Genomic DNA, 15,711 nt, shown 5'->3' with positions numbered 1-15,711 from the left:
TGGAGATAGATATGAGTGTTTTAACCGTTTCAAATGTAACTCATGGTTTTGGAGCGCGACAAATTTTAGATGATGCATCATTCCGTTTGCTAAAAGGTGAACATGTAGGCCTCATTGGTGCAAATGGTGAAGGTAAATCTACGTTTCTTAATATCATTACAGGTAAATTGCCACCTGATGAGGGGAAAATTGAATGGTCCAATCAGGTAACTGTCGGGTATTTGGATCAACATGCTGTTCTTGAAAAAGGTATGACCATCCGTGATGTATTACAACGTGCTTTTGATGATTTGTTCGTCATGGAGCAAAACATTAACGATGCGTATAATCGTATGGGTGATGTATCCGAAGATGAAATGAATAAGCTACTTGAACAGGTAGGGGAATGGCAAGAAATTCTTGAGCAACGTGGGTTCTATGAAATTGATGCGGTTATTGAGCGTACCGCTGCCGGATTGGGACTTATGGATATCGGCTTAGATAGAGATGTAACAGAGCTCAGCGGTGGTCAACGTACCAAGGTTTTGCTCACAAAACTATTACTAGAGAAACCGACTATTTTGCTCTTAGACGAACCGACAAACTATCTTGATGTGGAGCATATTCAGTGGTTGCAAAACTATTTGCAAAATTATGAAAATGCCTTTATCTTGATTTCTCATGATATGGAGTTTTTAAACTCCGTAGTCAATGTTATTTACCATATTGAACAAGCGGTGCTTACGCGTTATACTGGTGATTATCATCAGTTCCAAGCTGCTTACGAGGTGAAAAAAGCGCAAGCAGCTAAGGCGTATGAACGTCAACAGCAAGAGATTGAGCGTATGGAAGACTTTATTCAGCGCAATAAAGCGCGCGTTGCAACACGTGGTATGGCAAATTCTCGAGCAAAGCGCTTAGAAAAGATGGAAATTCTAGAAAAGCCAAAAGAGTATATCAAGCCCACTTTTGGCTTTAAAGAAGGACGTACGCCAAGTCGCTTTATTGTAGAGGCTTTTGGATTGCAATTAGGTTATGATGAACCATTAACAAGACCAGTAGACTTTCAAATTGAAAGAAACAAAAAAATTGCTATTCGCGGTGTCAATGGTTTAGGTAAAACAACGTTGTTGAAGACTATTTTAGGTCTATTAAAGCCTGTTAGTGGTGAGTTGGTAAAAGGTGAATTCTTACAAGTTGGCTATTTTGCCCAAGAGGATACGCCATCTAATTCCGAAACAGCGTTAGATTATATTTGGAATGAATATCCGGCGATGACAAATGCAGAGGTGCGTGCAGCATTAGCTCGTTGTGGCCTTATAAATGAACATATTACGTCTCAAATGCGCGTACTTTCAGGTGGTGAGAATGCGAAGGTTCGTCTATGCAAGCTCATGCAGAATAAGTACAATGTGTTGGTCCTAGACGAACCGACTAACCATTTAGACATATGTGCAAAAGAAGAGCTGAGCCGTGCACTACGTGATTTTAAAGGTACAATTATATTGGTAAGTCACGAGCCTGAATTCTATCAAGATTGGGTTACGGATATTTGGAATATTGAAGATTGGACGACAAAGATTGTTTAGGAGGACCGATGAATCAACGTGCAAATGACGGGATAAAGCAATTCTTAGAGGCTTTATCTGTTGATACAGAGGCACCAGAGTTAGAAAAGACACCAAGTCGTGTAACAGAATTATATAGTGAATTATTTAGTGGCGTAGGAGTCGAAACAAAATCGGTATGGGGTGAAACGTTTAGCACTGATTACAAGGGACTTATAGCCGTTACAGGTATTCCCTTTTATTCTATGTGTGAGCACCACTTATTGCCATTTTTTGGGACTGTAGACATTGTGTATCAACCCAAGGATGGATGTGTGGCAGGGCTCAGTAAGTTTCAAGATGTTGTTAATATACTCAGTCGCAGACCGCAATTACAAGAGCGGTTAGCATCTGAATTAGCAGATGCGATAATGAATGATTTATCTGCTCATGGCGTTTTTGTACGCATTACATCGACTCAGTTGTGTATGCTTATTAAAGGAACTATGCAGCAAGATTCAAAGGTAATTACTTTAGAAAGCCGAGGCGTATTAGCTGAAACAGGTACAGTAAGGGATGAAGCGTTGGCAATGTTAGGCGGAGGACAGGTAAATGTTTAAACGTAGAAATTATACATGGAATGATGGCAAAAGCTTATCTTTGTGTGATCGTACCCTTATCATGGGTATATTGAATGGTACACCTGACTCCTTCTCTGATGGGGGGCAATTCAATACACCAGAAACAGCTACTGCTCATGTGAAACAAATGATTGAAGATGGTGCAGATATTATCGATTTAGGCGTTGAGTCTACACGACCAGGTTCTACACCTTTGACTACGGACGAAGAGATAGATCGCTTATCTCTTTTGATAGAACCTGTCTTAAAGGCCTCTACTGTTCCTGTGTCTATCGATACATATCATGCTAAAACCGCAGAATATGCTTTCTCAAAAGGGGCACATATTCTAAATGATATATGGGGCTTACATTATGATCCTGATATGGCCGCGGTGGTGGCTAAATATAAGGTACCTGTTATCATCATGCATAATAGTAATGATACAAATTATGGTGATATCATTGAAGATATGAAAGCATTCTTCTTCTATGCTATCGATAAGGCGTTGAAAGAGGGTGTAACGCTACAACAAATCTGGCTTGACCCAGGTATTGGTTTTGGTAAAACTGAAGAACAAAATATTGAAGTTATGCAACGCTTGGGTGAGTTAACTGCTTATGAATACCCTGTTTTGCTCGCTCCAAGCCGCAAGCGTTTCATCGGATCTATGTTAGGCGGATTGCCTCCAGAAGATCGCGATGAAGGTACGGTAGCTGCTTGTATTACAGGTGTATTCCAAGGCGTTGATATGGTGCGTGTTCACAATGTAAAAATGCACAAACGCGCCTTAGCTGTAGCAGACGGCTTGTTACGAGGTGAATAATGGATAGAATTGTTTTAAAAAATATGGCATTCTACGGATACCACGGAAATTTGGCATCTGAGCAAGAACAAGGGCAACGATTTTTTGTAGATGTAGAAATAATAACCGATCTTACAAAGGCTGGTCAAAGTGATCAGTTAGAGGACTCCATCAATTATGTAGAGGTATATGAAACTGTAGAATCCATTATGATTGGTGAGAAGCACAATCTGTTAGAGCGATTAGGGGCGCTTATCGCCGATGCCTTGTACCAACATTATCAAGGCATCGTAGGTTTATCTGTAACGGTGCGTAAACCATCTGTACCAATTTCAGGTATTTTAGATTATGTTGAGGTGATCACCACAAGAGGACAAATTTGATGTATACCTATTACATCAGTGTAGGCTCGAATATGGGGGATAAGAGAGGTTATATCAGTTCTGCTTTTCAATCCTTACTACAACATGAGGCAATTTTCAAGCTAGTTACTTCTTCTCTGATTGAAACTAAGCCGTGGGGATATACAGAACAAGATACCTTTATTAATGGCGTATGGTCTTGTGAAAGCACGCTAAAGCCACATCAAATGCTCAGCCTTATTCAGCAATTAGAGCAGGAGGCTGGACGAAAACGATTGATTCATTGGGGCCCTCGCACATTAGATTTGGATATTATTTTAGTGTACGATATAGAGGGGAAGATGATTTCTTTGTGTGATGAGAGTCTTGTGATACCGCATCCTCATTTTTGGAATCGTAATTTTGTACTAGAACCGCTATCTCAGCTATTACCAACATTCACATATAAAGGGACTAAGATTGCTGATCGATTAGTTCAATTGGGTGCATAAGCTAGAATCGTATATAATCTAATGTTAGATACACTGTAAACACGATACATATTGTACGCATGCTTTTACGTTTTATGATTGGAAAGTCATGGAGAGCGTAGATGAATATAAAACGTATTGGATTATTTGTACTGGCACTTATTATAATGGGGATATCTTACTGGCTTGCTGTAGGAGCAAATTATGATAGTAAAACAGTACGTATTGATCCAGAAGCGCATACACTGGTTAATTCTAGTGATGCCATTATTTCAAAACGAATATTAGCTATGAAGACTAGTGGATCACAAGTGTATTTCTTAGGTTATGAAGGACTAGGGATTTATAATTTATCTGATAATGCACTTCGTTTAATGCCAATAATCTTTAGGGGGCAACATATAGAGCCAACTAAATCGGATGATTACCAACGAGGTTTACGGAATATAACAAAGCTAAAATCTTTATCCGATTTCAGTGCTGAAGAGCAAAAAGAATTTAAAGGCTTGTTGGAGTCTACTGATGGCGGGGCCTATTATTATGGTGACTTTTACCATTCTGGTTATGAGTCGTCCCTCATTGATTTGAAGGACCAGTATTTTATTACGAATACAGTACGTGCATTAAAACGTGTTAATCATACATTATATGTGTATGATGGGTCAGGTTTTATTATTATAGATTTAGATAATCGTCGTATCCAAGGGTTCTTTAATAACCGCATTAGTGGTGAAGGCTCTAAGGGTGTACCTGATAGTTTGCGTGGACATTATGGGCCTGGTTTTACTATGATATATGCTCTATCTAAATTGAATCCTACAGATTTGGATATTTTATGGTCCATGCGTAAACAATATTTAGAAAAATCTCCTCAAGCGATGGAAGGAAAAGATTTGTTCCCACTCAATTTGGATGAGATGAATTTAAATGAGTTATAATTCTATTAAGATAAATCATAGACGGATATACGTGATTTAAGTAATTGGCATTTGAGGATATGCTATCGTTTTATACTAAGGTATGGAGGCTATTATGAAGTTACGTAAGGTAGGTATTATTGGCACTGGCCATGTAGGTTCTCATGTGGCATTTTCTTTAGCCTTGCAAGGTGAGGTTGATGAATTATATTTGATGGATATTGACGAAAAAAAAGCTCAAGCACAAGCTATGGATATTAATGATGCCGTTAGCTATATTCCACACCAAGTAACTGCTACATCAGGTCCTATTGAAGAATGTGGAGATTGTGATATCCTCGTTTTTAGTGCGGGGCCTTTGCCGAATTTGTATCAGGATCGCCTTGAGAGCCTTGGTGAAACCGTGGCTGTACTAAAAGACGTTATTCCACGTATTAAGCAGTCTTCTTTTCAAGGTTTCATCATTTCAATTTCTAATCCTGCTGATGTGGTAGCTACCTATTTATGTAAACATCTTGAGTGGAATCCTAAGCGTATTATTTCAACGGGAACCGCTCTAGATTCAGCTAGATTGCAAAAAGAATTAGCTCATATCTTTACTATTAGTAATCGCTCTATTACGGCCTACTGTTTAGGTGAACATGGAGGTAGTGCCATGGTGCCGTGGTCCCATGTCTGTGTACAAGGTAAACCACTTTTAGAATTATATCGAGAGCTACCTCATAGATTCCCTAAACTTGACCATACAAAAGTACTAGATGATGTTAAAATTGGTGGCTATCATGTACTAGCTGGTAAAGGCTCTACGGAGTTTGGTATTGCGAGTGCTACCACAGAATTGATTCGCGCCGTATTCCATGATGAAAAGAAGGTATTGCCTTGCTCCTGTTATTTAAATGGACAATATGGAGAAGAAGGAATATTTGCATCTACTCCTGCTGTTATTGGTAAAGATGGTATCGAAGATGTTTTTGAACTGCAACTAACCAAGGAAGAGCTAGCCTTATTTAAAGCATCTTGTGCTGTCATTCGTGAACATGTTGCAAAGGCTGAGTCTATGTAAGTGGATGTTTACTTTTGTGTATAGAAAACTACAATTGCGTATGAAGTTTTAAATTTATACGGATTTATATTATTGTTCTTAATGAGAAATATCTGTAATTTTCTTTAGTCCTAAGCTCTGTTGTGTGGTATAATCTAAAAATGACAGTATACAGATGATGAATATTTGGGGGACATTATGACTCAGGACACTATGGATGTACAACGCCCAAAAAGCCCACGCAAACGCGTTCGTCCTAATCGCAAAGCGCAGGATCAGCGTATTATCCTCATGTGGATCAAGCGAATTGGCATAGGGATTATGGTGCTGTTACTGTTAGGGCAGGCTTATCGCTTGGTGGCTGTATATCAAGAAAAACAACATATAGAGCAACAATTGCAAGAGTTACAGCAGCGAAATGAAGAGTTAGAACAGGAAAAGGCTAGGTTACAAGATCCAAAGACCATAGAAGGGGTTGCTCGTGAGGAGTTAGGATTGGTAAAGCCTGGTGAAGTACCATATGTAAAATAGAGTGTATTCTATTATTTTTCTTTGCATCAGTTTGTAGTTTAAGGTTTCCGCATTAATTAGGAGGTTGCATGGCAATCGAAGTTGGTAACATTATTGATGGTACCGTATCAGGTATTACAAAATTCGGCGTATTTGTTGATTTAGGAGAAAAGCAAACAGGGTTAGTTCATATTTCTGAAGTAGCTCATGGATATATCGAAGATATTAATACCCTTTTAAAGGTTGAGGATCCAGTAAAGGTTAAGGTTTTATCTATTGATGGGAATAAAATAGGACTTTCCATTCGTCAAACACAACCTAAAGAGGGGATGGACGAAGAAAAACGTCCTCATCGTGTTCAATCGAAACAAAGCATAGAGTCTTTCGAAGCGAAGATGAAATCATTTTTGCGCGATAGCAATGAACGATTACACGATTTAAAACGTAATACCGAAGGAAAACGCGGAGGCCGAGGTGGTCGTCGAGATTAATAGTGAGAGATGGCATCTAGCCATCTCTTTACTTATGTATAGAGTATTAACGCTATAATAGTATTAGGGAAAATCATTTATATGTAAGGAGCAATTATGAAGTTAGCAATTATCGATATTGGCTCTAATTCGGTGCGTTTATTATTGGCTACCTATGAGAATAATGAGTGGCGTTATGAGCCTAAGCAGTTGTGGACTACCCGTTTAGGTCAACGAAATACAGATGGTACCTTGCGAGCTGAATCCATGGAAGCATCTTATCAAGCTTTTACAGATATACAAAAAATAGCAAACCAATATGGTGCTGAATATTGCTTTGGTTTTGCGACGAGCGCTGTTCGTGAAGCGTCTAATGGACTTGCATTTATGGAACGTATTAATACATACTGTCCTATGGAGTGGCGAATTTTATCTGGTGCTGAAGAGGCCATGTATGGCTTTTATGGCGCTTTAGGAAATCAATTAGAGGATGGACGTCATTATACGACCATTGATATTGGTGGAGGTAGTACAGAACTTGCATTAGGTAACAAGGATAGAGTGTACTGGAGCCGTTCTTATCCTGTGGGAGCGGTACGCCTTCAATCTATATCTGACGAAGGGCCTCAACGAGTGTGGGAGGAAACTCGTTTTCTTTGGGATCCGATGATGATTGAAGGTGAATTTGGTGAATTTATCGGTATTGGAGGAACCCTAACAACCTTGGCTGCTATTGATTTAGGTTTAGACCATTATGATGGCACAAAGGTACAAGGTCATAAATTGAGCCGTGAAACGGTGGAAGGCATTATTATGAAATTGCGGTATATGAGTCGTGATGAGAGACTACAAGTAAAAGGTTTACCCGCTGGGCGTGCCGACATTATTGTTGCTGGGGCAGAGATTTTAACGTCCTTTATGGATTCCTATGAGGTCCCTCATATATTTGTGAGCGACCAAGATGGTATGGAGGCGATGGCCCGTGAATGTGAAAGCACTCATTCGAACCGTTAATCACACTTTAAAATTACATGATATATTTCCTGAGAATTGTCGTATCTTGGTAGCTTGTTCTGGTGGTCCTGATTCGATGGCTTTATTGCATTTATTGCAAGATATTGCTACACATCGCCATACAGTATATGAGCTTGGAGTTGCTATCGTAGATCATTGTATTCGTCCTGAAAGTAAGGATGAGGTCCTATGGTTACGAAATCAAGCGGACGTACTAGGACTGCCATTTTATACGGCTGTCTTTGACGTGCCTAAATTGAGTCAAGCTCAAAAGCTATCAGAGGAAACTATAGGCCGCCAAGTTCGGTATCAATGGCTAACCGGTATAGCACAGTCTGAGGGGTATGACTATATTGCAGTAGCTCATCATAAAGATGACCAAGCAGAATCAATTTTAGCACATCTTATTAGAGGGACTGGACTTAATGGTTTGACAGGCATGGCCGTTGTTAGTAATGATTATACTGTTCCAGTAGTAAGACCTCTGTTAGATGTCACAAAAGAAGAATTACTTCTATATTTAAAAGAGAAAGATATTTCTTACTGTATAGATAGTACAAATGAGGATGTACGATATCAAAGAAATAGAATTCGTCATCGCATTATACCTGAGTTAAAAGCCATTAATCCTATCGTTAGCGATGCCATAGTAAGGCTAGGGGCTTCTGTACGCGAAGACATTTCTTTTATTTCTAATTTAACGGATATGGCGTTTGATGAGTTAGTAACTATCTCTGATGAGGGCGCGTTTATATCTCGTAGGGGGTTACGTAAGAAGCCGTTGGCTATCCAACGTCGATTGTGGCAAAGACTGGTGAGCATCTTTGATCCTGAAATCAAGCTTACCACTGCTCATCAAGAGCAATTACTCGACATTGTTAACACTGGGGAAAAGAAAACTTTCAATATAAAAAGTATAAAAGTAAGTGCTCAATGTGATACAATAAAAGTATATTGCAAACATTAATATGAATTGCGGAGGTCATATAGATGCATCAAGATGCAAAAGATATTTTATATACAGAGGAACAATTAAAGGCTCGTGTGGCTGAATTAGGCCGTCAAATCAGTGCTGACTATAAAGGGGAATCCGTAGTTCTCGTAGGTGTATTGAAAGGTGCTATCGTTTTCTTTACAGATTTAGCTCGCTCTATCGATGAGAATGTGGATGTAAGCTTCGATTTTATTTCTTGCTCTAGCTATGGCAGTGGTACAACTAGTACAGGGGTAGTTCGAATTTTAAAAGATTTGGATCGCTCTGTAGAAGGAAAGCATGTACTCGTTGTAGAAGATATTGTAGATACGGGTACAACATTACATTACTTGCTAGAAAATTTACATGCTCGTGGAGCTAAAAGTGTACGCCTTGCAGCGTTGTTGAATAAGCCTGAACGCCGTAAAATGGATGTAGAAGTAGACTATGTGGGGTTTGTCATCCCTGACTACTTTGTTATCGGCTATGGTTTAGACTATGCAGAAAAATATCGTCACTTACCTTATATAGGTATTTTAAAGGAAGAAATGTATCAAGATTAAAAATATGATATAATATATGAGTGCATCTCTCAACGAGATGTACTCAATTCGTTTATGCCACTAAACTATTATTGAAAGGGGTAATATTTTGGGTCGATTTACTAAAAATATCGTCCTTTATTTACTTATCATTGCCGCTTTCGTTATCGCCATTGACGCTTTCTCTGGTCAAAGTGCGAATAAATCTGAACTCAGTTATACAGGATTTATTCAACAAGTACAACAGAAAAAGGTTGAGTCCGTAACGATTACCAATGATCATGGTATTAAAGGTAAACTAAAAAATGGAACAGAATTCAATTCTTATGCGCCAACTGATGAAACGTTAATCAAAACTTTACAAGATAATGGTGTAGAAATTACTGCAGCTCCACCTGAGCAACCAGCTTGGTGGATGAGCTTGTTAGGTTCTGCTATTCCAATTATTATTTTGGTAGTATTGTTCTTCTTCATCATGCAACAAACGCAAGGTGGCGGTGGCCGAGTGATGAACTTTGGTAAAAGCCGTGCTAAATTGATGGGTGAAGGCAATGTAAAGGTTAGCTTCAAAGATGTAGCTGGCGCTGAAGAAGCAAAACAAGAATTAGAAGAAGTAGTAGAGTTCTTAAAGGATCCAGGCAAATTTACAACTATCGGTGCTAAAATTCCGAAAGGTGTATTATTGGCAGGACCTCCAGGTACAGGCAAAACATTACTCGCTAAAGCTGTTGCTGGTGAAGCAGGGGTACCATTCTTTACGATTTCTGGTTCTGACTTTGTAGAGATGTTCGTTGGTGTTGGTGCTTCTCGTGTGCGTGATCTTTTCACACAAGCGAAAAAGAACGCCCCATGTATCATCTTTATAGACGAAATTGATGCGGTTGGTCGCCAACGTGGTGCTGGCCTTGGTGGTGGTCACGATGAACGTGAACAAACATTAAACCAATTGCTCGTTGAAATGGATGGCTTTGGTGCCAACGAAGGTATTATTACTATCGCTGCAACAAACCGCCCAGATATTCTAGATCCTGCACTTTTACGTCCAGGTCGTTTTGACCGTCAAGTTATCGTAGGTCGCCCAGATCTACGCGGCCGTGAAGCAATTTTGAAAGTTCATGCTCGTAATAAGCCTTTGGCTGATGATGTAGACTTGAAAATAATTGCGAAGAAAACTCCAGGCTTTACTGGTGCAGACTTGAGCAATTTGTTAAATGAAGCAGCTCTTTTGGCGGCTCGTCTTAACAAAAAAGTAATTACTATGGCTGAAGTTGAAGAAGCCAGTGAAAAAGTTAGTATGGGACCTGAACGCCGCAGTCATATTGTGAGCGATAAGGATCGTAAATTGACAGCATACCATGAATCTGGTCATGCTATCGTGGCACATCTATTGCCTCATGCAGATCCTGTTCATAAAGTAACGATTATTCCTCGTGGTGCAGCTGGTGGCTACACTATGATGCTTCCTACTGAGGAACAAAACTACAAAACAAAATCTCAATTATTAGCAGATATTCGAGTTGCTCTTGGTGGTCGAATTGCAGAAGCCTTGATTTTAGATGAAATCAGTACAGGCGCTTCTGGGGACCTTCAAAGTGTAACTAATACTGCTCGCGCTATGGTAACGCGTTGGGGGATGAGCGATGAGCTTGGTCCTATCGTGTTTGGTGAACAACAAGAACAAATCTTCTTAGGAAAAAACCTAGGCCATGAGCGCAACTATAGTGAAGAAATCGCTGCGAAAATCGACTCTGAAATTCATCGTATCGTAGAAGAAGCTTATAAAGATGTAACAAAACTTCTTAGCGATAATGAAAAATTCTTACATGACATGGCAAATGCTTTGTTAGAAGAGGAAACAATCGATGCGAAAGCGGTAGATAATCTTTACAAATATGGTACAACAAAAGAACCTGAAGCTGAGGAGCCTAAAGTAGCTTCTGAAGTAGAAGGTAGCGTAGTACCAGAGAGTGTTGATGCTAAAGAAATAACTAGTACTGTAGCAGATCCTAGTGAAGCATCATCTAATGAAATTAAATAATGGATTTTGTCCAAATGAAAAAGAGCTAGCCTTTTTAGAAGGCTAGCTCTTTTTTACTGTCCATCGTTTATATGACGTGTGGCAAGAAGTTCTGTCATGCGTTGTTCTTTTAGTTTTTGCAAATATTTTTGTGCCAAAACATTTGGTATAGCTACACCGATTGCTATAGCTATAGTTGTAAATGTGCCAGTTACACCATTTTGTATCATAAGGATTAGACTAGCATCATTTAATGCATTGATGTGTAACATGTCGAAGAGAAATCGGTAGTACAGTATACCGGGCATTAATGCGATGGCAGACGGTACGATAATGATAGTGCTAGATGTTTTTAACCAAGTAGAAACTTTTACAAAAATAATACTCATAATGGCAGCACCAATAAAGGTAGCACCTGGTGTAGAAAATCCTAATTCTACGGATAGTATATTGCGAATACATACACATAGTACGCCACCAATACCAATGGATACTAATAGTCTGACAGGAGCATTAAAAAGTACCGCAAAAGCGGCTGCAGCTGTAAAAGAACCGATAACTTGCTCTATGGAAATAACATGAGGTTTAATATCAACAAAATTAAATGCTGGTGCAGGGCTAAAGTAGAGTGCCATAGCCATACCTAAAGTCATGCTACCCACGATGAGTAGTGTTCTTATAGCGCGTGTCATGCCCGATAAAATATGATTATTAATGATATCGATGACACAATTGATCAATGGTACCCCAGGAATCATGAACAAGGTACAGCAAACGAGTACATATAGTAAGGATTCATTATTTACATGACTATAAAAAGCGTAAGCCGATATCATGGCACCAAATCCGCCTAATGCGATTCCTACATATTCATTAAGCCCTAATCTGCCTGATAGGGTGCGCGTAAAATAACCAATACTAGAACATATGATAGTAACGATGAATGCGATGATATCGCCACTGTAAAGGTATGCAAGACCTGCCGAACCTAGTGCACAAGCTAGTCCTTTTATCCAGTTTGGATACGTCGGTATAGTTGTATCCAGTTTGGCAATTAGTCGTTCATAGGTCGTTAGTGAGTAATGTCGCTCAAAGGCGCGCCATGTGAGCTTTGATACGGCATTGATCATAGCCATATTCGGAATATGAACCGGTGTTTTTCTGAAGACCGTTATGGATCGTTCTTTGTGTAATAGATTGACCATAATAGTGGTATATGAAATATGGATATTTAAGTAATCATGAGGAATTCCCATAAATGTTGCGGCTTTTAGCATTTCCTCAATGATTCGATTTGTATTTGCCCCACATTCCATTAGTAACTTCCCTATATTGAGTAGTACATCCAGTTTTCGATGAATATGGATAAAAGGGTTCTCTAAAACTTGATTTTTCTCTTCTAATGTAAACTGTTTCATATATCTCTCCGAAGGATAATAGATAGCATTATTGTTATCTATTTTTTTATGTATACCTTTATACTATATACATTATAACATTAATTATTTTAAATAATCCTTGCATTTTACAAGGTACACTTGTACAATCGAATTGTAAACCTAGGTTGACAAAGAAAGGGGCTCTAAACTATGCGTGATGAAGTGCTAGAATTCTTGAGACAAAACCAAGGTAGTTTCGTATCGGGACAAGATATGTCCGAAGCCTGCCATGTTTCGCGCACAGCTATTTGGAAACATATCAAGGCGTTACGTCAAAAAGGCTACAAAATTGAATCTTATACCAAGAGAGGGTATCGATTATTGGAAGAACCTGATTTGTTGAGCCCCTTGGCAATGAAACAAATCTTAAAAACAGATGTATTTGGTAAACGATATGTTTATATGGATACCACGGAGTCTACGAACTTAGAAGCTCGTCGTTTAGCTCAACAAGGTGCAGAAGAAGGTACGGTTGTGGTTACTGAGGAACAGGCTGCTGGTCGTGGGCGTTTATCTCGCGGTTGGTATTCTCCATTTGGCAAAGGCTTGTGGTTTAGCTTGATTTTACGCCCTGATTTTCCACCTGTAGAGGCTCCAAAGTGTACTTTGATGGCTGCAGTGGCTTTAACAAAGGCCTTTCATAAGATGGGACTCACTGATGTGGGGATAAAGTGGCCTAATGATATTCTTGTGAATGGTCGTAAGCTAGTAGGTATTTTGACTGAAATGTCTGGTTCTATGGAAGAAATTTCTCATATTGTAATGGGCATTGGGGTCAACGTAAAAACAAAACAAGAAGAATTACCAGAAGAGTTAAAATTAATTGCTACATCCCTTGCGATGGAAGATATTGATGTTGAGCGCACAGAAGCATTTAGACTTATATTAGAAGAACTAGAACATCAATATTATGAAGTGCTCGATAGCGGCTTTGACGAAACCCTTAATGAATGGCGTCAATTATCTGTTACTCTCGGTGAAGAAATTGAAGTGCGTGCTCCTGGCAATACCTATGAAGGGGTAGCTACAGATATTGATGAAGATGGTAATTTATTAGTAAGAATCCCAGATGGGACAATTAAACGTATTGTGGCAGGGGACGTATCAATTCGTCCGCGTAAATAGGAGGCATTAATGTTATTAGTAATTGATGTGGGAAACACCAATATTGTTCTCGGTGTATACGACAAGACAGAACTTGTGGGTCACTGGCGTATTTCCACAGATCGGGTTCGTACCACCGATGAATATGGCATGCTGATGATGAACTTATTCTTTCACGACCGTAAGGTTGATGTAAAAGATATTAATGCTATCATTATCTCCTCGGTTGTACCACCATTAATGCCTACATTAGAACGCGTGTGTTTGCGCTACTTTAATGTAAATCCTCTTATTGTAGGACCAGGCACTAAAACTGGCATCGCTATTAAGTATGATAATCCTCGTGAAGTAGGGGCTGACCGTATTGTAAATGCCGTAGCAGCACATGAGCTTTATAAGGGCGATTTAATTATCATCGATTTTGGTACGGCTACTACCTATTGTGCGGTACAAGGTAATGGTGATTATATGGGCGGGGTTATTAGTCCAGGGGTAACCATTTCTGCAGAAGCTCTATTTCAACGGGCAGCCAAATTGCCTCGTATCGATGTGAGAGACCCAGGGCAAGTCATTTGCCGAAATACGGTGTCTTCTATGCAATCTGGTATGTTCTACGGTTATGTAGGGCAAGTAGAAGGACTCGTGTCTCGTATGAAAGCAGAAATGGGAAATCATGTAACTGTAGTGGCTACAGGTGGTTTGGCACAACTTATTAGCAGTGCTACAGACTGCATTGACCATGTAGAACCTATGCTTACATTAGAAGGCTTACGCCTTATTTACGAAAGAAATAAATAATGCTACTATAATATAGTTACGTATATGTAACGAAGTAGTGTACATTCAGGTACAGCTTATGCTGTACCTTTTTTATTAGGGGATATAGAATTATATGAATAATAAACAGTGGCAAATTGGGTCCGTTAAAATTGACGGACAAGCCATATTAGCGCCTATGGCAGGGGTTAGCGATATTGCGTATCGACTACTGGCCAAAGAACAAGGTGCCGCCTTGGTATGTACCGAAATGGTCAGTGCTATGGGTATTAAATATAAGAATGAGCGTACTCATGAATTATTGCGTATTGAAGATGCAGAACGTCCTGTATCCATGCAAATTTTTGGTTCTAATCCAGAAGCAATCGCTTTGGGGGCTAAGGTTGTGGCCGATGCAGGCGCCGATATTGTAGATATAAATATGGGTTGTCCTGTAAAAAAGGTAGTTACCTCTGGCGATGGTTCGGCACTTATGAAAAATCCTGATCTAGCGGCTCGTGTTTCAGAAGCCGCTGTTGAGGCTGTTGATGTACCGGTTACTGTAAAAATGCGTATTGGTTGGGATAGTGACTCTATCAATGTTGTGGATTTTGCAAAACGCATTGAGTCTACAGGTGTGGCTGCTATTGCCGTACATGGGCGTACAAAGGAGCAAATGTATAGTGGACATGCGGACTGGTCTTATATTAAGGCTGTGAAAGAAGCTGTATCTGTACCCGTACTTGGCAATGGAGATATAGTGAAACCTGAAGATGCTAAGCAAATGCTTGATGAAACCGGTTGTGATGCTGTAATGGTAGGCCGTGGTGCACAGGGGAATCCTTGGATCTTTGGTCGTATTCATCATTATTTAGCCACTGGTGAAGTATTGCCAGCTCCGACCGATATAGAGCGTCTAGATATGTTATTAAAGCATTTTGACTTGTTATGCCAATACAAGGGTGAAAGTATGGCCGTTAAGGAGATACGCACTCATGCGGGCTGGTATATGAAGGGACTTCCGGAATCTGCATATTGGCGCAATCGAGTGAATACAATTCATACTGTAACGTGCTTTCACAATGAGCTAGAATCATATCGCAAAATACTGTCCGAAGGGTAGTCAGATTGACAAATAAATAGT

At 39.6% G+C, this 15,711-nt stretch carries 17 protein-coding genes; 16 read left to right on the top strand and 1 reads right to left on the bottom strand.

Going from position 1 to position 15,711, the window contains the following annotated elements:
* The first annotated feature begins 11 nt into the window (after window positions 1-11).
* The 13 genes from E7K77_RS08855 (at window position 12) to ftsH (ending at window position 11,289) form a co-directional block, all read left to right on the top strand.
* Window positions 12-1,568, top strand: a complete 1,557-nt coding sequence (locus E7K77_RS08855; RefSeq protein ID WP_325306514.1) for an ABC-F family ATP-binding cassette domain-containing protein — start codon at window positions 12-14, stop codon at window positions 1,566-1,568.
* Between the two features lie 8 nt (window positions 1,569-1,576).
* Window positions 1,577-2,146 (top strand): GTP cyclohydrolase I, encoded by a 570-nt coding sequence (gene folE / locus E7K77_RS08850; protein WP_060919845.1) that lies wholly within the window; start codon window positions 1,577-1,579, stop codon window positions 2,144-2,146.
* Window positions 2,139-2,972: a dihydropteroate synthase gene (gene folP / locus E7K77_RS08845; RefSeq protein ID WP_195213606.1), complete on the top strand. Its 834-nt coding sequence runs from the start codon at window positions 2,139-2,141 to the stop codon at window positions 2,970-2,972. The genes folE and folP overlap by 8 nt, the downstream gene beginning before the upstream one ends.
* Window positions 2,972-3,334, top strand: coding sequence for a dihydroneopterin aldolase (gene folB / locus E7K77_RS08840; RefSeq protein ID WP_195213605.1), 363 nt, complete (start codon window positions 2,972-2,974; stop codon window positions 3,332-3,334). The genes folP and folB overlap by 1 nt, the downstream gene beginning before the upstream one ends.
* Window positions 3,334-3,804 carry a 2-amino-4-hydroxy-6-hydroxymethyldihydropteridine diphosphokinase gene (folK, locus tag E7K77_RS08835; protein WP_325306511.1) on the top strand — a complete coding sequence of 157 codons (471 nt, stop codon included), beginning with the start codon at window positions 3,334-3,336 and terminating at the stop codon, window positions 3,802-3,804. Before folB ends, folK begins: the two co-directional genes overlap by 1 nt.
* 101 nt (window positions 3,805-3,905) lie before the next feature.
* A complete protein-coding gene (locus E7K77_RS08830) occupies window positions 3,906-4,721 on the top strand; it encodes a hypothetical protein (RefSeq protein ID WP_195213603.1) in 816 nt (271 codons plus the stop codon).
* Between the two features lie 94 nt (window positions 4,722-4,815).
* The gene (locus E7K77_RS08825) at window positions 4,816-5,763 is read left to right on the top strand and encodes an L-lactate dehydrogenase (protein WP_195213602.1); all 948 of its coding nucleotides are present in this window, start codon (window positions 4,816-4,818) and stop codon (window positions 5,761-5,763) included.
* Window positions 5,764-5,940: 177 nt separating this feature from the next.
* A complete protein-coding gene (locus E7K77_RS08820) occupies window positions 5,941-6,273 on the top strand; it encodes an FtsB family cell division protein (protein WP_195213601.1) in 333 nt (110 codons plus the stop codon).
* A gap of 68 nt (window positions 6,274-6,341) precedes the next feature.
* Window positions 6,342-6,743, top strand: a complete 402-nt coding sequence (locus tag E7K77_RS08815; RefSeq protein WP_004695410.1) for a S1 RNA-binding domain-containing protein — start codon at window positions 6,342-6,344, stop codon at window positions 6,741-6,743.
* 96 nt (window positions 6,744-6,839) lie between these two features.
* Window positions 6,840-7,736 (top strand): Ppx/GppA phosphatase family protein, encoded by an 897-nt coding sequence (locus E7K77_RS08810; RefSeq protein ID WP_118091602.1) that lies wholly within the window; start codon window positions 6,840-6,842, stop codon window positions 7,734-7,736.
* On the top strand, window positions 7,705-8,703 hold the full coding sequence (gene tilS, locus E7K77_RS08805; protein ID WP_118091603.1) for a tRNA lysidine(34) synthetase TilS: 999 nt from the start codon (window positions 7,705-7,707) through the stop codon (window positions 8,701-8,703). The genes E7K77_RS08810 and tilS overlap by 32 nt, the downstream gene beginning before the upstream one ends.
* 23 nt (window positions 8,704-8,726) lie before the next feature.
* On the top strand, window positions 8,727-9,272 hold the full coding sequence (gene hpt, locus E7K77_RS08800; RefSeq protein WP_004698467.1) for a hypoxanthine phosphoribosyltransferase: 546 nt from the start codon (window positions 8,727-8,729) through the stop codon (window positions 9,270-9,272).
* 88 nt (window positions 9,273-9,360) lie between these two features.
* The gene (gene ftsH, locus E7K77_RS08795; RefSeq protein WP_004695418.1) at window positions 9,361-11,289 is read left to right on the top strand and encodes an ATP-dependent zinc metalloprotease FtsH; all 1,929 of its coding nucleotides are present in this window, start codon (window positions 9,361-9,363) and stop codon (window positions 11,287-11,289) included.
* 53 nt (window positions 11,290-11,342) lie between these two features.
* Here ftsH and E7K77_RS08790 read toward each other — a convergent pair whose 3' ends face one another.
* Window positions 11,343-12,686, bottom strand: coding sequence for a threonine/serine ThrE exporter family protein (locus E7K77_RS08790; protein WP_004695419.1), 1,344 nt, complete (start codon window positions 12,684-12,686; stop codon window positions 11,343-11,345).
* 171 nt (window positions 12,687-12,857) lie between these two features.
* Here E7K77_RS08790 and E7K77_RS08785 point away from each other — a divergent pair, with 171 nt between their 5' ends.
* From E7K77_RS08785 to dusB, 3 genes are all read left to right on the top strand, one after another.
* The gene (locus E7K77_RS08785) at window positions 12,858-13,832 is read left to right on the top strand and encodes a biotin--[acetyl-CoA-carboxylase] ligase (RefSeq protein ID WP_325306507.1); all 975 of its coding nucleotides are present in this window, start codon (window positions 12,858-12,860) and stop codon (window positions 13,830-13,832) included.
* Between the two features lie 9 nt (window positions 13,833-13,841).
* On the top strand, window positions 13,842-14,609 hold the full coding sequence (locus E7K77_RS08780; protein WP_123138497.1) for a type III pantothenate kinase: 768 nt from the start codon (window positions 13,842-13,844) through the stop codon (window positions 14,607-14,609).
* Window positions 14,610-14,703: 94 nt separating this feature from the next.
* Window positions 14,704-15,690 (top strand): tRNA dihydrouridine synthase DusB, encoded by a 987-nt coding sequence (gene dusB / locus E7K77_RS08775; RefSeq protein WP_325306506.1) that lies wholly within the window; start codon window positions 14,704-14,706, stop codon window positions 15,688-15,690.
* Window positions 15,691-15,711 lie beyond the last annotated feature (21 nt).

It is taken from the genome of Veillonella parvula, from assembly GCF_032577575.1.
Taxonomy (GTDB): Bacteria; Bacillota; Negativicutes; order Veillonellales; family Veillonellaceae; genus Veillonella.
The sequence above is the reverse complement of the archived record's forward strand: the minus strand, read 5'-3'. Positions and strand labels throughout refer to the sequence as shown.